Annotated in this window: 16 protein-coding genes; 10 read left to right on the top strand and 6 right to left on the bottom strand. The window is 65.6% G+C overall.

Annotated elements, in window-relative coordinates:
- Positions 1–88 precede the first annotated feature (88 nt).
- Positions 89–1,150: a YeiH family protein gene (locus ABE528_RS01275; RefSeq protein ID WP_346651924.1), complete on the top strand. Its 1,062-nt coding sequence runs from the start codon at positions 89–91 to the stop codon at positions 1,148–1,150.
- A gap of 63 nt (positions 1,151–1,213) precedes the next feature.
- The gene (gene ppnN, locus ABE528_RS01270; RefSeq protein ID WP_152957701.1) at positions 1,214–2,587 is read left to right on the top strand and encodes a nucleotide 5'-monophosphate nucleosidase PpnN; all 1,374 of its coding nucleotides are present in this window, start codon (positions 1,214–1,216) and stop codon (positions 2,585–2,587) included.
- Positions 2,588–2,616: 29 nt separating this feature from the next.
- Here the strand turns inward: ppnN and ABE528_RS01265 are convergent, their stop codons facing one another.
- Both ABE528_RS01265 and pssA read right to left on the bottom strand, forming a co-directional pair.
- A complete protein-coding gene (locus ABE528_RS01265) occupies positions 2,617–3,783 on the bottom strand; it encodes a GGDEF domain-containing protein (protein WP_152957702.1) in 1,167 nt (388 codons plus the stop codon).
- Positions 3,784–3,994: 211 nt separating this feature from the next.
- On the bottom strand, positions 3,995–5,323 hold the full coding sequence (pssA, locus tag ABE528_RS01260) for a CDP-diacylglycerol--serine O-phosphatidyltransferase (protein ID WP_346651923.1): 1,329 nt from the start codon (positions 5,321–5,323) through the stop codon (positions 3,995–3,997).
- A gap of 158 nt (positions 5,324–5,481) precedes the next feature.
- Here pssA and ABE528_RS01255 point away from each other — a divergent pair, with 158 nt between their 5' ends.
- Positions 5,482–6,477, top strand: a complete 996-nt coding sequence (locus ABE528_RS01255) for a GlxA family transcriptional regulator (protein WP_346651922.1) — start codon at positions 5,482–5,484, stop codon at positions 6,475–6,477.
- Between the two features lie 24 nt (positions 6,478–6,501).
- On the opposite strand, the gene ABE528_RS01250 is transcribed toward ABE528_RS01255, so the two are convergent.
- From ABE528_RS01250 to katG, 3 genes are all read right to left on the bottom strand, one after another.
- Positions 6,502–7,836: an MFS transporter gene (locus ABE528_RS01250; RefSeq protein WP_346651921.1), complete on the bottom strand. Its 1,335-nt coding sequence runs from the start codon at positions 7,834–7,836 to the stop codon at positions 6,502–6,504.
- 163 nt (positions 7,837–7,999) lie between these two features.
- On the bottom strand, positions 8,000–9,211 hold the full coding sequence (locus tag ABE528_RS01245; RefSeq protein WP_152957705.1) for a M24 family metallopeptidase: 1,212 nt from the start codon (positions 9,209–9,211) through the stop codon (positions 8,000–8,002).
- 159 nt (positions 9,212–9,370) lie between these two features.
- Positions 9,371–11,626, bottom strand: coding sequence for a catalase/peroxidase HPI (gene katG / locus ABE528_RS01240; RefSeq protein ID WP_346651920.1), 2,256 nt, complete (start codon positions 11,624–11,626; stop codon positions 9,371–9,373).
- 348 nt (positions 11,627–11,974) lie between these two features.
- On the opposite strand from katG, the gene ABE528_RS01235 reads away from it, so the two are divergent.
- The 3 genes from ABE528_RS01235 (at position 11,975) to ABE528_RS01225 (ending at position 14,009) form a co-directional block, all read left to right on the top strand.
- Entirely contained in the window at positions 11,975–12,883 is a 909-nt protein-coding gene (locus ABE528_RS01235) for a LysR family transcriptional regulator (RefSeq protein ID WP_085675983.1), read from the top strand.
- Positions 12,884–12,996: 113 nt separating this feature from the next.
- Complete coding sequence (locus ABE528_RS01230) at positions 12,997–13,584, top strand: hypothetical protein (RefSeq protein WP_178120116.1); 588 nt, start codon at positions 12,997–12,999, stop codon at positions 13,582–13,584.
- A gap of 107 nt (positions 13,585–13,691) precedes the next feature.
- On the top strand, positions 13,692–14,009 hold the full coding sequence (locus ABE528_RS01225; RefSeq protein ID WP_346651919.1) for a DUF2388 domain-containing protein: 318 nt from the start codon (positions 13,692–13,694) through the stop codon (positions 14,007–14,009).
- A gap of 61 nt (positions 14,010–14,070) precedes the next feature.
- On the opposite strand, the gene glcC is transcribed toward ABE528_RS01225, so the two are convergent.
- Complete coding sequence (glcC, locus tag ABE528_RS01220; protein WP_152957710.1) at positions 14,071–14,835, bottom strand: transcriptional regulator GlcC; 765 nt, start codon at positions 14,833–14,835, stop codon at positions 14,071–14,073.
- A gap of 195 nt (positions 14,836–15,030) precedes the next feature.
- On the opposite strand from glcC, the gene glcD reads away from it, so the two are divergent.
- The 4 genes from glcD to ABE528_RS01200 are packed head-to-tail and all read left to right on the top strand — an operon-like array spanning position 15,031 to position 19,219.
- A complete protein-coding gene (gene glcD, locus ABE528_RS01215) occupies positions 15,031–16,530 on the top strand; it encodes a glycolate oxidase subunit GlcD (protein ID WP_346651918.1) in 1,500 nt (499 codons plus the stop codon).
- Positions 16,530–17,582 carry a glycolate oxidase subunit GlcE gene (gene glcE / locus ABE528_RS01210; RefSeq protein WP_346651917.1) on the top strand — a complete coding sequence of 351 codons (1,053 nt, stop codon included), beginning with the start codon at positions 16,530–16,532 and terminating at the stop codon, positions 17,580–17,582. Before glcD ends, glcE begins: the two co-directional genes overlap by 1 nt.
- Positions 17,583–17,592: 10 nt before the next feature.
- On the top strand, positions 17,593–18,828 hold the full coding sequence (gene glcF, locus ABE528_RS01205; RefSeq protein WP_346651916.1) for a glycolate oxidase subunit GlcF: 1,236 nt from the start codon (positions 17,593–17,595) through the stop codon (positions 18,826–18,828).
- Entirely contained in the window at positions 18,821–19,219 is a 399-nt protein-coding gene (locus tag ABE528_RS01200) for a heme-binding protein (RefSeq protein ID WP_152957714.1), read from the top strand. The genes glcF and ABE528_RS01200 overlap by 8 nt, the downstream gene beginning before the upstream one ends.
- Positions 19,220–19,231: the final 12 nt, after the last annotated feature.

The following is a 19,231-nucleotide window of genomic DNA, read 5'->3' as shown; positions in this document are numbered from 1 at the left end:
GATATTTGCCATCCTAAATTACGATTTTTTATAAGCTTATAACCAGATTAACGTAGGCCATGTCGAAACACTCTCCCGGAGGACTCACATGGCCACGGCAACTTCCAACCCCGCGTTGGCGCCCACCCTCTCTACCCGAGGGCGGCTCAACGGCATCCTGTTCGTCGCGTTGTTCGCGCTCGCCGTCACCCAGCTGGCAGCCCTGCCCGCCATCGCCAGCCTGGGCATCAGCCCGCTGATCGTCGGCATCGTCGCCGGCGCTCTGTACGGCAACGCCCTGCGCGATGGCGTGCCGGCCAGCTGGGCAGCCGGTATCAACTTCTCGGCCCGCGGGCTGCTGCGCATTGCCGTGGCCTTCTTCGGCCTGCGCGTGAGCCTGCAGGAGATCGCCGAAGTCGGCAGGTCTGGCTTGAGCGTATCGCTGCTGGTGGTGACCAGCACCCTGCTGATCGGCCTGTGGTGCGGCACCAAGCTGTTCAAGCTGGACCGCGACACCGCCCTGCTCACCGCGGCCGGCAGCGCAATTTGTGGCGCCGCCGCCGTGCTGGCATTCGAGTCGGCACTGCGCAGCGCCCCGCACAAGAGCGCCATGGCGGTCGGTAGCGTGGTGCTGTTCGGCACCCTGTCGATGTTCCTTTACCCACTGGCGATCAACGCTGGCTGGTTGCACCTGGACACACTGGGCGCCGGGCTGTTCCTCGGCGGTACGATCCACGAAGTGGCGCAGGTGGTGGGCGCGGCCAGCAATGTCAGCCCCGAAGCCACGCACATCGCCACCATCGTCAAGATGACCCGGGTGATGCTGCTGGTGCCGGTGCTGCTGGTGGTGGGCCTGTGGATCAGCCGCTCGCGCCAACCCGGCCAGGCACAGGGCAACGGCCGCATCGCCATGCCCTGGTTCGCCTTCGGTTTCCTCGCCCTGGTGCTGGTGAACTCGCTGCAGGTGCTTCCGGGCAGCGTGACCCAGGCGGTCAACAGCCTGGACACCTTCGCCCTGACCATGGCCATGACCGCGCTGGGCATGGAAACCCGCTGGAGCCAGATCCGCCAGGCGGGGCCCAAGGCGCTGATCACCGGTGCGCTGCTCAACCTGTGGCTGGTAGGTGGCGGCCTGGCGATTACCCTGGGTGTGCAACGCCTTTTAGGTTGACGTGCATTGATCGGTATGGTGTTGTCTTGCAAGGATGTTTTTACCTGCACAGGAACGACTTAGATGCCTCAACGCCATGTCATCAATGCATCCGTCAGCCCCAAAGGCAGCCTGGAGACGCTGTCGCAACGTGAAGTCCAGCAACTGAGTGAAGTCGGTACCGGTAGCCTCTACACCTTGTTCCGCCAGTGCGCCCTGGCCATTCTCAATACCGGCGCCCATGTCGACAACGCCAAGACCATTCTCGAGGCGTACAAGGACTTCGAAGTCCGCATCCACCAGCAAGACCGCGGCGTGCGCCTGGAGCTGCTGAACGCTCCGGCGGACGCCTTCGTCGATGGTGAAATGATCGCCAGCACCCGCGAAATGCTGTTCAGCGCCCTGCGCGACATCGTCTACACCGAAAGCGAGCTGGCCAGCCAGCGCATCGACCTGGAAAGCTCCCAGGGCATCACCGACTACGTCTTCCACCTGCTGCGCAACGCCCGCACCCTGCGCCCTGGCGTGGAGCCGAAGATGGTGGTGTGCTGGGGCGGCCACTCGATCAGCAGCGAGGAGTACCAGTACACCAAGAAGGTCGGCCACGAACTGGGCCTGCGCAAACTGGACATCTGCACCGGCTGCGGCCCGGGCGTGATGAAGGGCCCGATGAAAGGCGCGACCATCGCCCATGCCAAGCAACGCATGCACGGCAGCCGCTACCTGGGCCTGACCGAACCGGGCATCATCGCCGCCGAGGCGCCGAACCCGATCGTCAACGAGCTGGTGATCCTGCCGGACATCGAGAAGCGCCTGGAAGCCTTCGTCCGTGTCGGCCACGGCATCATCATCTTCCCCGGCGGCGCTGGCACTGCCGAGGAATTCCTCTACCTGCTCGGCATCCTCATGCACCCGGACAACCAGGCCCTGCCGTTCCCGGTGGTACTCACCGGGCCGCGCAGCGCCGAACCGTTCCTGCAGCAGCTGCATGCCTTCGTCGGCGCCACCCTTGGCGAGGAAGCGCAGCGCCACTACCAGATCATCATCGATGACCCGGCCGAAGTGGCCCGGCACATGGTCGAGGGGCTCAAGGAGGTCAAGCAGTTCCGCCGCGAGCGCAATGACGCCTTCCACTTCAACTGGCTGCTGAAGATCGACGGTGGCTTCCAGCACCCGTTCGACCCGACCCACGCCAACATGGCCGAACTGGCCCTGCGCCGTGACTTGCCAGCGCACGAGCTGGCGGCCAACCTGCGCCGGGCGTTTTCCGGGATCGTCGCGGGCAACGTCAAGGACAAGGGCATCCGGCTGATCGAGGAGCACGGGCCGTATCAGATCCGCGGCGATGCGGCGGTGCTGGAGCCGTTGGGGCGCCTGTTGCAGGCGTTTGTCGACCAGCACCGGATGAAACTGCCGGGTGGCGCGGCGTATGTGCCTTGCTATCAGGTAGTGACCTGAGATCGCCGGGGCCGCTGTGCGGCCCCTTGCTATCGCACAGCGCTCGCCACAGTCCGGTCCACCAGGCGAATGCTGTCACGCCCGCCACGCTTGGACTGGTACAACGCCACATCGCCCTGCTCGATCAACGCCGCCAGGCTGGCCGGCGGCTGGTCGAACAGGTTGGCGCCAATACTCAAGGTCACTGCCTGCGGGGTCGGCATCGCCTCCCTGGCAAACTGCTGGAACTGGTCGCGCAGCTGGCTGCCCAGTTCCACCACGCTCTCGCTGCTGACATCGCTAAGCAGGATCACGAACTCATCGCCGCCCAGCCGCGCGGCCAACGACCGCTCCGGCAGCACCGCGCGGATCATCTCGCTCAAGGCAATCAACAGGCGGTCTCCCGCCGCATGGCCATGCAGGTCGTTGACCAGCTTGAAGTTGTCGATGTCGATCAGTAGCAACGCCCCGGGCTGCGCCGGGCTGACCGCCTTGAACAGGTGCGTGGCCCGCACTTCCAGGGCCCGCCGGTTGTACAGCGCGGTCAGGGGGTCGCGGGCGGCCAGCCGGGCGATGCGCTCTTCACGGCGGTAGCGCACGGTGCCGGTCATCGACAGCGCGATCAGCATGATCGCCATCGCCCCTTCGACCAGGGAAACCTGGATGATCAAGCCGCCAAAGGTCGCCAGGTCGATCAGCGAGCCCGGCGTCACCGCCACGATCGCCTTGGCCACATAGAACAGCCCATGGACCAGCAGCACGTAACGCAACTGCACCGCCCCTACACTCAGCGACTTGCCGTGCGGGCGCAGCAGGTAGCTGGCCTTGAGCGTGAGCAACGCCACCAGCAGCGAGTTGACCATCAGCATCACTTTCGACCACTGCGGCCCCACCGGCAGCAGCAGCAAGCCGAACCAGACCAGCACGATCAGCAGCCACGCCCATGACAGCCGGACCTGGGTGAAACGCACCACGCCCAGCAAAAAGAACGCGTGGGCGACCACCAGCAAGCCGTTGGCGAACCAGATACCGATCAGCAGCAGGCCGATGCCGCGCAGCAGGGCCAGGGTCGAACCAACCGTGATGGTGGCGAAACCGGCGCTCCAGCACAGTAGTGATGTTTCGCGGACACTGCGCCACTCGATCGCCAGGTACAACGCAGCCGCAGCGGCCAGGGCGATGCTGATCGTCAGCATCGTGGGTGGATCAAGCGCCATATACGGATTGGCCTGTCTGGTTAACGTGGAAAAGCGCTGATTGTATGCGTTCGAGATAACTTTTCAGAGGGGCGAACCGTCGCGTTGCACGCAAATGGATGTGTCCGCGCAGGGCACGCTCCGCATGCCCATGGCGTTGCCCAGCTTGATGATAGCCTGTGCCAGGCGGCGGTCACTGTCGCTGCCCGCGACGAGGCCCGTGCAGGCGAGCTCAGAGCACCCGTTTGATCAACGGCTCCAGCCGGCTGTAGCGCAGGCGGCGGAGGAACTTGCGTACCTCCTTGGGGTGCTCGGCCTTCTCGCCCAGTTCAGCCACCGTGCCGATCTGCGGCGCATGCCGGCGAATGCCCTCAAGCTCCACCGCCCGTGGTACCAGCCACTGGCCGTGCGGGTCATCGATCAGCAGGCCGTTTTCCAGGTCCAGGTTGAACCCGCGCGGGTTGAGGTTGTTGCCGGTCAGCAGCGAATAGCGCTGGTCGACCCACACGCCCTTGGCGTGGAAGGTATGGCCCGGGTCGTTCCAGATGCGTATCTGCAACTGGCCGCTGGCAATCGCGGCCTGGCGCCGCCGGGCAAAGGCGCGCAGGTTGTCTTCGTACAGGTACGGCAAGGCACCGCTGGCGCTGAACGGCTCGCCCGGGGCGATGTAGAAGTCGTTGGCGGTGCGGTGGCCGACGATCAGCTCGATGCGCACGCCCCGGTCCAGGGCATGGTCGATCTCGCGCATCACCACCCGTGGCGGGTTGAAATACGGCGTGCTGATGATGATCTGCGCACGTGCCGCCGCCAGCAGCGCGCACAGCGTGCGGTTGAGCGGGTTGCCACGGCCGACGCCGAGCAGCGGAACAACGCGCAGCCCCTGCCCCGCCATGGCTGGCGGTGCCTCATAGGCCATGCGCCGCAAGCGTGCGCGCAGGCGCCGGATTTCACCGCGCAGGTTGCGGGTTGCCGGTGGCGCGGGCAAGTCCAGGCGCGGCGTGGCGGTGTGGTGCAACAGGCGCCGCACCAGGTCGACCATGGCGTCGGCCAGGGCCGGCGCCTGGAACAGGTGGTAACGGTCCAGCCGGTAACGGTCGAACCGGTGCAGATAGACGTTGTTCAGGCTGGCGCCGGTATAGATCACGCAATCGTCGATCACGCTGCCCTTCAGGTGCAGCACGCCGAACAGCTCGCGGGTCTGCACCGGCACGCCATGGATTACCACGTCGAGCCCACGCAACTGGCGCTGGGCCTGGTACCAGGCCGCGTTGCCCGGCTGGCGCCCGGCCCCCAGCAGGCCTCGGCGGGCACGGAACCAGTCGACCACGATGACGATCTCCAGCCCCGGCCGCTCGGCCTTGGCCTGGTACAGGGCATCGAGCACCTCCTGGCCGGCCTCGTCTTCCTGCAGGTACAAGGCAACGATGACGATGCGCCGGGTCGCCGTGGCAATGCGCTCGAGCAGGCAGGTGCGGTAGGCCGCGGCATCAGGCAACACCTGGATCGCCTCAGGGGCGATGGCGAAACCTGGCAGTGCCGCCAGCATGGATTCGGGGTTCACGTACGATCACCTTCTGTCTGCAATCAGGTCCATTCCTGGCCGTTGCGCCCGGGGTGTATGATCAGCCCGGCAACGACCCATAACAACAAGAAACACGCGAGGCTTGTTTTCCTTCTGCCCCAGACGAACTACGCCTCAGCTTGCACAGGAAGATCGCAATGGTCCACCCCGCGTCCAAAAGCGTAATGCCTTACCCAACCAGGACCTTTGGTTTTCTGGTATTGCCCAACTTCACGACCATTGGCCTGGCATCGGCGGTGGAAACCCTGCGCATGGCCAACCTGGCAGCGCGCCACCCCTTGTACCGCACCGTGTTGATTGCCGCCAGCCCGGAGCCGGTGGTGGCCAGCAATCGCATGCGCGTGCTGCCCGACCACACTATCGCAGACGCCCCGGCGCTGGACGCCCTGTTCGTGGTCGGTGCCAACCCGATCGACCGCAGCCGTGGCGGCACCCGGCCACTGATCGACTGGCTGCGCCAACTGGCGCGCCAGCGCTTGCCGCTGGGCGGGATCTGCACCGGCAGCTACCTGTTGGCCAAGGCCGAGCTGCTCGACGGCTACCGCTGCACCATTCACTGGGAAGACCTGCAGACCCTGCAGGAACACTTCCCCGACATTGTCATCTCCAGCCAGCTGTTCGAACTGGACCGCGACCGTTTCACCTGTTCCGGTGGCGTGGCGGCGATGGACATGATGCTGCAACTGGTCGCCCGCCAGGCCGGTGGCCAGGACATCGCCGCCAAAGCCGCCGAGCTGTTGCTGTGTGACCGTGTAAGGGGGGAGCGCGAGCGCCAGCGCGTGCCGTTGCGCACCCTGCTCGGCAGTGCCCAGCCCAAGCTGAGCCAGGTGGTGGCGATCATGGAGGCGAACCTGGAGGAGCCGCTGGCGCTGGAAGAGCTGGCCAACCTCAATGAAGTGACCGTACGCCAGCTGGAGCGGTTGTTTCACAAGTACCTGCAACGCACCCCCAGCCAGTATTACCTGGAGCTGCGCCTGTCACGGGCACGGGAACTGCTGCTGCGCAGCGATGTGCAGGTGCGCGAGGTGGCGCTGGCCTGCGGGTTCAGCTCACCGGCGCATTTTTCCAAGAGCTACAGTCGCTTCTTCGGCCTGTCACCGTTAGGCGAACGGCGGCAGGCCTCATTGCATTGAAGGACGCTGGCGTGCCGGTGCAGCTCAGTCCGGCAGGGCCGAATGCGCCGTCTCCCGGCACATCAACATGGCCAGCAACGCAACCAGCGCTGCCGCCAACAGGTAGCCTGCCGGGGCCAGCTTGCTACCGGTGGCCTGGATCAACCAGGTGGCAATGAACGGCGCAGTGCCGCCAAACAGTGCGTTGGCCAGGTTGAAGCTCAAGGCGAAGCCGCTGAAGCGCACCTGAGTCGGGAATATCTCCGCCAGCAGGCACGGCAAGGTACCGTCGTTCATCGCCAGCATCGCCCCAAAGACGATCTGGATGGCCAGGATCACCAGCAACGGCTGCCCGTCGAGCAATTTGAACAAGGGCACGGTCAGGCCAAGAAACAGCAACGAAGCCACCACCAGCATGGTCTTGCGGCCGAACTGGTCGGACAGCCGCCCCATCAGGAAGATCAGGCCGATATAGGTAGCCAGCGACACCGTAGAGGCAATGAACGAATCACGCTCGCTCATGCCCATCTCGCTGGACAAATAGGTCGGCATGTAGCTGAGCAGCAGGTAGAACGCCACGGCATTGAGGCAGGTGACGCCGAGGCCGATGGCCAGGCTGCGACGATGCCGTGAAAACAGCTCGCGAATCGGCGCCGGGGTCATGCAGGCCTTGTGTTCCAGGCGCTGTTCCATCTCCAGGAACTTTGGCGTGTCCTGCAGGCTCATGCGGATGTAGCGGCCAACCAGGCCGAACGGTGCAGCCAGCAGGAACGGCAGGCGCCAGCCCCAGCTGTGCAGGTCCTCGCTGCTCAGCAGCTCATGCAGCACCGCGACGAATGCCGCACCAAACAGCAGCCCGGCGGCCGTGCTGGCCGGGACGATGCTGGTGTACAGGCCACGCCGGCCGGGCGGCGCATACTCGGCAAGAAAAGCCGCAGCACCGGCGTATTCACCCGAGGCGGAAAACCCCTGGACCAGGCGGATCAGCAACAGCAGGCCGGGCGCCCACAGGCCGATCTGCGCATAACTTGGCAGCAGGCCGATGCAGAACGTTGAAATCGACATGATCAGGATCGACAAGGACAGGGCGTTGCGCCGGCCATGGCGATCGCCAAAATGCCCCCAGACCACGCCACCCAGCGGGCGGACCAGAAATGACAGGGCAAATACCGCGAAGGTTGCCAGCAAGCCGCTGGTCTTGTCGGTCTGTGGGAAGAAGGTGGCGGCAATGATGGTGGCGAGGTAGCCGTAGGCGGCGTAGTCGAACCATTCGACGAAATTGCCCATGAAACTGGCGCGCGCGGCCTTGCGCAGGGCCTGGCGTTCGGCGTTTGGTGCGGCGTTGTCAAGGGAAGGAGCGTTGAGCGTGGTGCTGGACATGACGGGTACCCTCTGATTCTTCTAATTGGAGGCAGGGTCTGGTGGTCATACAGTGGTTTTTATATTGCCCGGGCCGGCCCCTTCGCGGCCGAAGCCGCCCCCACAGGTATTTCACTGGCCTCTGTAGGAGCGGCTTCAGCCGCGAAGCAGGCGACGCCGGTGCTTATTTGCGAATGATGTTGTGCTCCGGCCCAAACGGGAATTTGGTAATGTTCTCGGCGCCGTGCTCATTGACGATCAGGATGTCATGCTCACGGTACCCGCCCGCCCCCGGCCGCCCTTCGGGCAGCATGATCATCGGCTCGATCGACACCACCATACCCGGCTCCAGTACCGTGTCGATGTCTTCGCGCAATTCCAGCCCGGCTTCGCGGCCGTAGTAGTGGCTCAGTGTGCCGAACGAGTGGCCGTAGCCAAACGTGCGGTACTGCAGCAGGTCGTGGCGCAAGAAGATCTCGTTCAGTTCACGGGCGATGTCGCAGCAACGCATGCCCGGGCGCACCAGCTTGAGGCCCGCCTCATGCACCTCGACGTTGGCCTGCCACAGGCGCAGGTGATCGTCCGGGCAATGATCGAGGAACAAGGTGCGCTCCAGCGCGGTGTAGTAGCCGGCGATCATCGGGAAGCAGTTGAGGCTGAGGATATCGCCCTTGTTGACCTTGCGGCTGGTGACCGGGTTGTGCGCGCCGTCGGTGTTGAGCCCGGACTGGAACCAGGTCCAGGTGTCCATCAGCTCGCTGTCCGGGAAGCTTCGGGCGATCTCGCGGACCATCGCCTGGGTGGCGTGCAGCGCCACTTCATATTCCGGCACCTGGTCGCGCAGTGCCTCGACCACCGCCGCCCCACCGATGTCGGCAACCCGTGCGCCATGGCGGATCAGCGCCTGCTCTTCGGCCGACTTGATCATGCGCATGCGCATGCACGGTACACCGATGTCGAGCAGTTCGGCCTTGGGGTAGCAGGCCGCGAGCTTGGCGTGGTTCTGCAGGTTGAGGTGGTCGTATTCGACGCCGATGCGCGAGGCCAGCGGCAGGGCCTGCTGGATGGCGACGAAGTAGTTGTCACGTTGCCAGTCGGTGTAGACGATGTTGTCGGTGCCCACCGTGCGCCGCCAGGGCTGGCCGCCGTCGATGTTGGCGCTGATCGATACCACCTTGTCCTGGGTCACCACCAGCGCGTAGGGGCGGCCGAACGAGCAGTAGAGGAAGTCGCTGTAGTAGTTGACGTTGTGGTACGAGGTGAAGATCGCCGCTTCGATATCCTGCTCGGCCATGTAGGCCCGCAGGCGGGCGTGACGGGCGGCGTACTCCTGTGCGGAGAAGGTCGGCTTGACCTTGTCGCCATTGCGGATTTTCAGGGTCTGGGGCATTTGCATGGTCGGTGTTCCTTGTCGTTGTGAGCACGCTGTTCAGGCCGGCCGCCTGGAAAGCATTGCAACAGAACCAACGAGGACGCTTTTGTATCTATCCGACCTGGAATTGGCGTTATCGCCACAGGCCGGGGGGCGCTTTGCGCCCCCCGGCTTCAAACAGCGCTATTTGAGGTCAAACCGGTCAAGCTCCATGACTTTCACCCAGGCCGCGACGAAGTCTTTGACGAACTTGTCATTGCCATCGCTGCTGCCATACACCTCGCTCAACGCCCGCAGTTGCGCATGCGAGCCGAACACCAGGTCGACCCGGCTGCCCGTCCACTTCACCTGCCCGGTCTTGCGGTCGCGGCCCTCGAAGCTGTCGTTGTCCGCCGACGTCGGCTTCCATTCCACGCCCATGTCCAGCAGGTTGCGGAAGAAGTCGTTGCTCAGGGTGCCAGGCTTGTCGGTAAACACGCCGTCCTTGCTGCCGCCATGGTTGGCACCGAGCACGCGCAAGCCGCCAATCAGCACGGTCAGTTCAGGTGCGGTGAGGGTCAGCAGCTGGGCCTTGTCGAGCAACAGCTTCTCGGCCTTGACGCTGTAGCGGGCCTTGCTGAAGTTGCGAAAGCCATCAGCCAGCGGTTCCAGCACGGCAAACGACTCGACATCGGTCTGCGCCTGGGAGGCATCGACACGGCCCGGGCGGAAGCCCACGCTGATGTTGTGCCCGGCATCCTTGGCGGCCTTCTCCACGGCGGCTGAGCCGGCGAGGACGATCAGGTCGGCCAGGGAGATCTTCTTGCCACCGGCGTTGAACTCGCCCTGGATCTTCTCCAGCGCCGCCAGCACCTTGCCAGTGCCCTGGTTGGCCGCCCAGTCCTTCTGCGGCGCCAGGCGCAGCCGGCCACCGTTGGCACCACCGCGCTTGTCCGAGCCACGGAAGGTCGAGGCAGCCGCCCAGGCGGTGGCCACCAGTTCGGCGACGCTCAGGCCCGATGCGAGAATCCTGGCCTTGAGCCCGGCGATATCCTGCTCGCCCACCAGCGGCTGGTCGGCTTTGGGCAGCGGGTCTTGCCACAGCAGCTCTTCGTTGGGCATTTCCGGGCCCAGGTAGCGCGAGAGCGGCCCCATGTCACGGTGGATCAGTTTGTACCAGGCGCGGGCGAAGGCATCGGCCAGCTGGTCAGGGTTGTCCTTGAAGCGCTTGGCGATCGGCCCGTAGATCGGGTCGAAGCGCAGCGCCAGGTCGGAGGTGAGCATCGAGGGCGCGTGGCGTTTGCCCGCGTCATGGGCATCCGGCACGGTGCCTGCGCCTTTGCCATCCTTGGGTCGCCACTGGTGAGCGCCGGCCGGACTCTTGGTCAGTTCCCACTCGAAGTTGAACAGGTTGTTGAGGTACTCGTTGCTCCATTGGGTGGGCGTCGAGGTCCAGGTCACTTCCAGGCCGCTGGTAATCGTATCGCCACCCTTGCCGCTGCCGAACTTGTTGGCCCAGCCCAGGCCCTGCAGCTCCAGGCCTGCCGCTTCAGGCTCGGGGCCGACGTTGTCGGCCGGGCCGGCACCGTGGGTCTTGCCGAAGGCGTGGCCGCCGGCGATCAGCGCCACGGTTTCTTCGTCGTTCATGGCCATGCGGCCGAACGTTTCGCGGATGTCCCGGCCCGATGCCACAGGGTCCGGGTTGCCTTCCGGGCCTTCCGGGTTGACGTAGATCAGGCCCATCTGCACCGCAGCCAGCGGGTTTTCCAGGTTGCGCTCGCTGCTGAGGTCACGGCTCTGTTCTTCGGGATGTTTCTGCGGCTCTGCGACCAGGTCACCCTGCCCTGGCGGCTGCGCCTTGACCTGCTCCTTGCCATAACGGGTGTCGCCACCCAGCCAGACCTTTTCCGAACCCCAGTACACGTCTTCGTCCGGCTCCCACACATCGGCGCGGCCGCCAGAGAAACCGAAGGTCTTGAAGCCCATGGACTCCAGGGCGACGTTGCCGGTGAGCACGATCAGGTCGGCCCAGGAGATCTTGTTGCCGTACTTCTGCTTGATCGGCCACAGCAGGCGCCGGGCCTTGTCCAGGCTGACGTTGTCCGGCCAGCTGTTGAGCGGGGCGAAACGCTGCTGACCGGAACCGGCACCACCGCGGCCATCACCGATACGGTAGGTACCGGCGCTGTGCCAGGCCATGCGGATGAACAGCGGGCCATAGTGGCCGAAGTCGGCTGGCCACCAGTCCTGGGAGTCGGTCATCAAGGCGGTCAGGTCTTTTTTCAGGGCCTGGAAGTCGAGGCTCTTGAACGCCTTGGCATAGTCGAATTCCGGGTCAGGGCTGGACTTCGACGAGTGTTGATGAAGGATCCTGAGGTTGAGCTGGTCAGGCCACCAGTCACGGTTGGTGGTGCCGCCACCAGCGGTTTGATGGAACGGGCATTTCGATTCGTTCGACATCTGCTGTTACCTTTGGGTCGGTTATCCAGATTTCCGGTCTATGCCAGGTGTTCTTTCAGCCGAGCACTTGGGCTCATGCCTACCCCTCATCAGGTCAAGTCGGTCACGTGCCGACACGGGGCTGGCGAAGCTCTCACGTCACGTGCGGCGCGGTCTTGCACGCAAGTGCTGACACGCCGCCCGCGGGCGGATTTCGCAGGGCCAAGGGGAAGACTAGTCGAGCTTGGGCAGAGGTCTAATAGAGTGGCTCTTGCAGGCTGATAGCCCCGGCACATCCATACAAGGCACTACGCTCAGCGTCGTGCTTCAATACACCGCCAACCCCTCTACCCCCGGTGAGCCAGCCCCATGAACCGCAACGACCTGCGCCGCGTCGACATGAACCTGCTGGTGCTTTTTGAAGCCCTGATGATCGAGCGCAACCTGACCCGCGTCGGCGAGAAGCTGTTCATCACCCAGTCCACCGTCAGCGCCGCCCTCGCCCGCCTGCGCGAACTGTTCGACGACCCGCTGCTGATCCGCAGCGGCCGGGCCATGGAGCCGACGCCGCGGGCGATGCAGATCTTCGCCGAGCTGGGCCCGGCCATGGACGTGATTTCGTCGGCCATCAGCCGCGCCCGTGACTTCGACCCGGCCAACAGTTGCAACCAGTTCCGCCTGGGGCTTTCGGACGACGCCGAGTTCGGCCTGTTCCCGGCCCTGCTGCAGGCCCTGCGCGAGGAAGCACCGGACATCAGCGTGGTGGTGCGCCGCGCCAACTTCCTGCTGATGCCGGGCCTGCTGGCCAGTGGCGAGATTTCCGTGGGCGTGAGCTACACCACCGACCTGCCGGCCACCGCCAAACGCCGCAAACTGCGCGATATCGGTGTGCGTGTGCTGCGCGCCGACGACCGCCCCGGCCCGCTGACCCTCGATGAGTACTGTGCCCGGCCCCATGTGATGGTGTCGTTCTCCGGCGACATGAGCGGCAACATCGACCTCGACCTCGCGCGCATCGGCCGTTGCCGCAAGGTGGTGCTGGCCGTGCCGCAGTTCGGCAGCCTGCGCGCGCTGCTGCGCAACACCGAAATGATCGCCACCGTGCCGGACTACGCCGCCTGTGCCCTGGCCGACGATGGCAGCCTGCGCGCCGACCCGGCGCCCTTCGAGATCACCGAGGCCGAGCTGTCGATGGTCTGGAGCGGCGCCCACGACAACGACCCCGCGGAGCGCTGGCTGCGCGAGCGCATCCTGCAGTACATGGCCCGCCCGAGCTGATTCATCGACCCCATCGATAGCCACCATGAATGCCATCAAGTTCCGCCGCAGCCGCGGCGGGCGGAAGATGGCGGCATTCACTGATCGATGAGGCTCTCCCCATGAAAACCGGCATGCTCGCTGCCCTGCTCGCCCTGTTCGCTGCCCTTGGCGGTTGTGCCGCGCCGGCTAGCCAGCAGGTTGCCCAGCCTTATGGGCATTTCTACTCGGCCAGCGCCATTTCCAGCGTCGCACTAGCCCCGGGGCAGCACGTGGCCGTGCTGCTCGGGCGCAATACCGACAGCACCCTCAGCTACCTGCAGCAGCACCGTGACGACGCGGTGGCCACAGCGCAGCCGCGCAGCATTCCGGTAGCCTCCCTGCGCGGAGGTAGCCAAGCCTACGACTGGCTGGCGCATTCGCTGGCCCAGCAGTTCGCCGATGTGACCTTTTATGAGGACCTGGACAGCCTGCTCGCCGCCCATCCGGACGTGATCGTGCTGCTGGACAGCGAAAGCCGCCTGGCCACGGCAGACGTGGAGAGCCGGGTGGTGGCGCGATTCTTCGACAGCCAGCTGACCTACATCGGCCGCGCCGAGGGCCGTGCGCGCAAGGATGTCAGCAATGTGGCGCGGATGCTGGAAGACGAACAGGCCGCCAAGGCCGATGCCCTGCGGGATTTCGACGCTTCGCTGCAGCACTTGCTGGGCAGCAAGGTGTAAGGCACAACGACGCTCCGGCAGAAAACAGGGAACTCCCGCCATTCTCCCACCATCTTAAGCAGTGAGTGGTTTATTTCCTTGTGCTTCACGTTACTGGAGAACACAACATGCGCCACCTAATCCTCGCCCCTGCGCTGCTGCTCCTGCTGCCTGCCGGAGTTGCGTTGGCCAAAGTCGATGCGGGCGACGTCGCCACTTCGGCAGGTGTCTCCGCTTCGCTGTATTCAACCTTCAAGGATGACAAACGGATCATCCCCGCCCAGGACGAGCTTTCTGCGTTCGTCGCCAGCGGCGGTACCATCCGCGGCGCCTATGTGGAGTCGGCGCTGGAACAGGCCCGCAAGGACCATCCAGGGCTGCAGGCCAGTGACGAAGAGCTGGCCCGGGCAATCCTGTCCCAGGATGACCCGATCGCCGATCATTGATTAATCACCTGTACCGGCCTCTTCACCGCTTTAGCCGCGAAGAGGCCGCTACAGGTAACGCTCAGCCCCAACCATCCATGCGCATCGTCGCCCTGACCAAGCGCTGCTCCTCCTGCTCGATCTCGCGCAAACTGTCGCGAATCCCGTTGATATGCTCCCGCGCCGCCCGTTGCGCCTGCTCGGGCAACTGCTCCATCACCGCGTGATACAACCGCGCATGCTGGCGATCGATCTGGCGCTTCTGCGCAGGCCGGCAATAGAGGTTGTTGACCGAGGCGAACACTGTGCTCAAGGTCAGGTCGCTCAGCGACTGCAAGGTATGCACCAGCACCGGGTTGTGTGACGCCTCGCTGATCGCCCGGTGAAACGCATGGTCACGCCGGGCATGCTCGCGTGGGTCGAGCGCTTCGGCAGCAGCATGGGCATCCAGCATGTCTTCATAGCGCCGGCGGATCAGCAGGCGGTCGATATCAGTAGCACGCAAGGCCGCGAGGCGGGCCGACTCGGCCTCCAGCAAGGCCCGCACCTCCAGCAGGTCGAACAGCGTGCGCGGCTGTGAGCTGAACAGGTGCATCAATGGCGTGGCACCCGCCTGCCCGGCAAGGTCGGCAACGAACGAACCGCGCCCCTGCTCGGTATCGATGATGCCGCGCCCACGCAGGATGCGCAGGCCTTCACGCAATGCCGAACGCGAGCAACCGAGCTTTTCCACCAGGCGCCGTTCCGAGGGCAAGGCCTGGCCGACCTTGAGCACACCTTCGACGATCAGCCGCTCGACCCGCTCGGCCACCTGATCCGCGACCTTGGCCTTGCCTTCAATTCCCATGCACAGACTCCAACTGGTAGGACCACTGCTGCCGATGTTTCAAATCTAGCCGGTTAAAGCCATGGATAACCAGTACTTCACGGAAAAACTGGTAGGACCAGTGCCCTGCACCCTCGACCACACCCAGCCGAACGCGCAGGCTGCAAGGGCGAACGGTTTGCCCACAACAACAAAAATTGCCGCTGAGTGAGCCTCATGAACATCCTCTACGACGAACGCGTCGACGGCGCGCTGCCCTCGGTGGATCTGCCCGCGCTGCTACAGGCGTTGCACGATGCCCTCCCGGACCTTGAGGTCCTGCACCGCGCCGAAGATCTCAAGCCTTATGAATGCGACGGCCTCTCGGCCTACCGCACCGTGCCGCTGTTGGTGGTGTTGCCCGAACGCCTGGAACAGGTGCAGACCTTGCTCAAGCTCTGCCACCAGCGTGGCGTGCCGGTGGTGGCACGCGGCGCCGGCACCGGCCTGTCAGGCGGCGCGCTGCCGCTGGCCAAGGGCATCCTGCTGGTGATGGCGCGCTTCAACCGCATTCTCGAAGTCAACCCGCAAGGGCGCTTCGCCCGGGTGCAGCCCGGTGTGCGCAACCTGGCCATTTCCCAGGCCGCCGCGCCCCACGGCTTGTACTACGCACCCGACCCTTCTTCGCAGATCGCCTGCTCGATCGGTGGCAACGTCGCCGAAAACGCCGGTGGCGTGCACTGCCTGAAATACGGCCTGACCGTGCACAACCTGCTCAAGGTCGAGATCCTCACCGTCGAGGGCGAACGCCTGACCCTAGGCAGTGACGCCCTCGACAGCCCGGGCTTCGACCTGCTGGCGCTGTTCACCGGCTCTGAGGGCATGCTCGGCATCGTCACCGAAGTGACCGTCAAACTGCTGCCCAAACCCCAGGTGGCGCGGGTGCTGCTGGCCAGTTTCGACAGCGTCGAGGACGCGGGCCGCGCCGTGGCCGAGATCATTGCCGCCGGCATCATTCCCGGTGGCCTGGAGATGATGGACAACCTGGCGATCCGCGCCGCCGAGGATTTCATCCACGCCGGCTACCCGGTGGACGCCGCCGCCATCCTGCTGTGCGAGCTGGATGGCGTCGAAGCCGATGTGCAGGATGACTGCGAGCGGGTGGCCGACGTGCTCAAGCAAGCCGGTGCCCGCGAAGTGCGCCTGGCCTGTGACGAAGCCGAGCGCGTGCGCTTCTGGGCCGGGCGCAAGAACGCCTTCCCGGCAGTGGGGCGAATTTCGCCGGACTACTACTGCATGGACGGCACCATCCCGCGCCGCGAGCTGCCGCGGGTGCTCAAGGGCATCAGCGAACTGAGCGAGGAATACGGCCTGCGCGTGGCCAACGTATTCCACGCCGGCGACGGCAACATGCACCCGCTGATCCTGTTCGATGCCAACCTGCCCGGCGAACTGGAGCGTGCCGAGGCCATCGGCGGGCGCATCCTCGAACTGTGCGTGGCGGTGGGCGGCAGCATCACCGGCGAACACGGCGTGGGGCGCGAGAAGATCAACCAGATGTGCGCGCAGTTCAACAGCGACGAAATCACCCTGTTCCATGCCGTAAAAGCGGCGTTCGACCCGCAAGGGCTGCTCAACCCAGGCAAGAACATCCCCACCCTGCACCGCTGCGCCGAGTTCGGCGCCCTGCACGTGCATCACGGGCAACTGCCCTTCCCCGAGCTGGAGCGCTTTTGATGAGCCTGGACCGCGACATCAGCCAGGACCTGCTCGAACAGGTCAACCAGGCCCTGAACCTGGGCACGCCACTGCGCATCCAGGGCGGCAACAGCAAGGCCATGCTCGGCCGCCCGGTGGCCGGCGAGATCCTCGATACCCGCAACCACCGGGGCATCGTCAGCTACGACCCGACCGAGCTGGTGCTCACCGCCCGGGCTGGCACGCCGCTGCTGGAAATCGAGGCGGCGCTGCACGAGGCCGGGCAGATGCTGCCCTGCGAGCCGCCGCACCTGGGCGCCGAGGCGACCCTTGGCGGCATGGTCGCGGCCGGGTTGTCCGGGCCGCGGCGGCCCTGGGCCGGGTCGGTACGTGACTACGTGCTCGGCACGCGGGTGATCACCGGGCACGGCAAGCTGCTGCGGTTTGGCGGTGAGGTGATGAAGAACGTTGCCGGCTATGACGTCTCGCGGCTGATGGCCGGCAGCTTTGGCTGCCTGGGGCTGCTGACCGAGGTGTCGCTGAAGGTCCTGCCACGCCCACGTGAATGCCTGAGCCTGCGCCTGCCAATGGGCCGTCACCAGGCCCTGGCCGAACTGGCTGAATGGGGCCAGCAGCCGCTGCCGATCAGCGCCGCCTGCCACGATGGCGAAACCTTGTACCTGCGCCTGGAAGGCGGTGCAGGCTCGGTGCAGTCGGCGCGTCAGCGCCTGGGCGGCGACGTGCTCGACAGCCGCTTCTGGAGCGACCTGCGTGAGCAGCGCCTGGCCTTCTTCAACGACCCGGCACCGCTGTGGCGGCTGTCGGTGCCGACGGCCAGCGGCGAACTCGACTTGCCGGGGCAGCAGCTCATCGACTGGGGCGGCGCGCAACGCTGGCTGAAGTCGACGGCACCGGCGCAGCTGATTCGCGAACAAGCGGCCAAGGTCGGCGGCCACGCCACCCTGTATGCCCCCGGCGACGACAGCAGCGCGCCGCTGCCGACAGCGCTGATGCGCTACCACCTGGCGCTCAAGCAGCAACTCGACCCCCAGGGCGTGTTCAACCCTGGCCGCCTGTACCCGGACCTGTGAGGCCACGCCCATGCAAACCAACCTGAGCGAGAGCGCCAAGCGCCTGCCCCGCGGCGAAGAAGCCGAAAGCATCCTGCGTTCCTGCGTGCACTGCGGTTTCTGCACGGCCACCTGCCCGACCTACCAATTGCTCGGCGACGAACTGGACGGGCCACGCGGGCGCATCTACCTGATCAAGCAAGTGCTCGAAGGCGCGCCGGTCACAGCCAGCACGCAACTGCACCTGGACCGCTGCCTGAGCTGCCGCAACTGCGAAACCACCTGCCCGTCGGGCGTGAAGTACCACGACCTGCTGGACATCGGCCGCGCCGTGGTCGAGCAGCAGGTGCCGCGCCCGCTCGGCCAGCGCCTGCTGCGCCAGGGCCTGCGCGCAGTGGTGCCACGCCCGGCGCTGTTCAAGGCCCTGACCCGCACCGGCCAGGCCCTGCGGCCAGTGCTGCCAGCCAACCTCAAGCGCAAGCTGCCGGCCCAGGTGACGCCGCCCGGCGAACGGCCCGCGCCGCGCCATGCCCGGCGCATCCTGCTGCTCGAAGGTTGCGTGCAGGCCGCCTTGTCGCCCAACACCAACGCCGCCACCGCGCGCCTGCTGGACCGCCTCGGGATCAGCGTGGAGCCGGCGTACGAAGCCGGCTGCTGCGGTGCGGTGGACTATCACTTGAATGCCCAGGAACAGGGCCTGGATCGCGCCCGGCGCAACATCGATGCCTGGTGGCCCGCCATCGAGGCCGGTGCCGAGGCCATTGTGCAGACCGCCAGCGGCTGCGGTGCCTTTGTGCGTGACTACGGCCACCTGCTGGAAAAGGACCCGCACTACGCCGCCAAGGCTGCGCGGGTCAGCGCCCTGTCGCGGGACCTGGTCGAAGTGCTGCGCGACGAACCGGTCGAACAGCTTGGCCTGTGCGCCGAACAGCGCCTGGCCTTCCACTGCCCGTGCACCCTGCAGCATGCGCTCAAGCTCGGCGGCCAGGTGGAAAGCCTGCTGACGCGCCTGGGCTTCACCCTCACCCCGGTGCCGGACGGCCACCTGTGCTGCGGCTCGGCCGGCACCTATTCGTTGACCCAGCCAGCGCTGTCGCAGCAATTGCGCGACAACCGCCTGAACGCGCTGGAAAGCGGCAAACCGCAAATCATCGCCACCGCCAACATCGGCTGCCAGACCCACCTCGACGGGGCCGGGCGCACGCCGGTGCGGCACTGGATCGAAATTGTCGAAGCAGCCTTGAACCAGGAGAACAGCCATGCATAGCAAGCCCGTGATCGGCCAGGCGGAAGTGTCCCGCCTGCTCGCTGCCGCCCGCCAGGAAGCCCAGGCGCAACAGTGGAACGTGACCATCGCCGTGGTCGACGACGGCGGCCACCCGCTGGCCCTGGAGCGCATGGACGGCTGCGCCCCGTCCAGCGCCTACATCGCCATGGAAAAAGCCCGCAGTGCCGCGCTGGGGCGCAAGGAAACCCGCGACTTCGAACAAATGGTCAATGGCGGGCGCATCGCCTTCGTCACCGCACCGCTGCTGACCAGCCTGGAAGGCGGCGTGCCCGTGCGGGTCGATGGCCAGGTGGTAGGCGCCGTCGGCGTGTCCGGGGTCAAGCCCGAGCAGGATGCCCAAGTGGCCAAGGCAGGCGTAGCGGCCCTTTGAAGGCCCTGTAGG

The organism is Pseudomonas sp. TWI628 (assembly GCF_039673865.1).
Classification (GTDB): Bacteria; Pseudomonadota; Gammaproteobacteria; order Pseudomonadales; family Pseudomonadaceae; genus Aquipseudomonas.
This window is presented reverse-complemented; position numbering and strand designations above follow the sequence as displayed.

Coding starts and splice junctions, on each gene's coding strand:
- ABE528_RS01275 (WP_346651924.1), top strand. CDS start 89: ATGGCCACGGCAACTTCCAACCCCGCGTTGGCGCCCACCCTCTCTACC.
- ppnN (WP_152957701.1), top strand. CDS start 1,214: ATGCCTCAACGCCATGTCATCAATGCATCCGTCAGCCCCAAAGGCAGC.
- ABE528_RS01265 (WP_152957702.1), bottom strand. CDS start 3,783: ATGGCGCTTGATCCACCCACGATGCTGACGATCAGCATCGCCCTGGCC.
- ABE528_RS01255 (WP_346651922.1), top strand. CDS start 5,482: ATGGTCCACCCCGCGTCCAAAAGCGTAATGCCTTACCCAACCAGGACC.
- ABE528_RS01250 (WP_346651921.1), bottom strand. CDS start 7,836: ATGTCCAGCACCACGCTCAACGCTCCTTCCCTTGACAACGCCGCACCA.
- ABE528_RS01245 (WP_152957705.1), bottom strand. CDS start 9,211: ATGCAAATGCCCCAGACCCTGAAAATCCGCAATGGCGACAAGGTCAAG.
- katG (WP_346651920.1), bottom strand. CDS start 11,626: ATGTCGAACGAATCGAAATGCCCGTTCCATCAAACCGCTGGTGGCGGC.
- ABE528_RS01235 (WP_085675983.1), top strand. CDS start 11,975: ATGAACCGCAACGACCTGCGCCGCGTCGACATGAACCTGCTGGTGCTT.
- ABE528_RS01230 (WP_178120116.1), top strand. CDS start 12,997: ATGCTCGCTGCCCTGCTCGCCCTGTTCGCTGCCCTTGGCGGTTGTGCC.
- ABE528_RS01225 (WP_346651919.1), top strand. CDS start 13,692: ATGCGCCACCTAATCCTCGCCCCTGCGCTGCTGCTCCTGCTGCCTGCC.
- glcC (WP_152957710.1), bottom strand. CDS start 14,835: ATGGGAATTGAAGGCAAGGCCAAGGTCGCGGATCAGGTGGCCGAGCGG.
- glcD (WP_346651918.1), top strand. CDS start 15,031: ATGAACATCCTCTACGACGAACGCGTCGACGGCGCGCTGCCCTCGGTG.
- glcE (WP_346651917.1), top strand. CDS start 16,530: ATGAGCCTGGACCGCGACATCAGCCAGGACCTGCTCGAACAGGTCAAC.
- glcF (WP_346651916.1), top strand. CDS start 17,593: ATGCAAACCAACCTGAGCGAGAGCGCCAAGCGCCTGCCCCGCGGCGAA.
- ABE528_RS01200 (WP_152957714.1), top strand. CDS start 18,821: ATGCATAGCAAGCCCGTGATCGGCCAGGCGGAAGTGTCCCGCCTGCTC.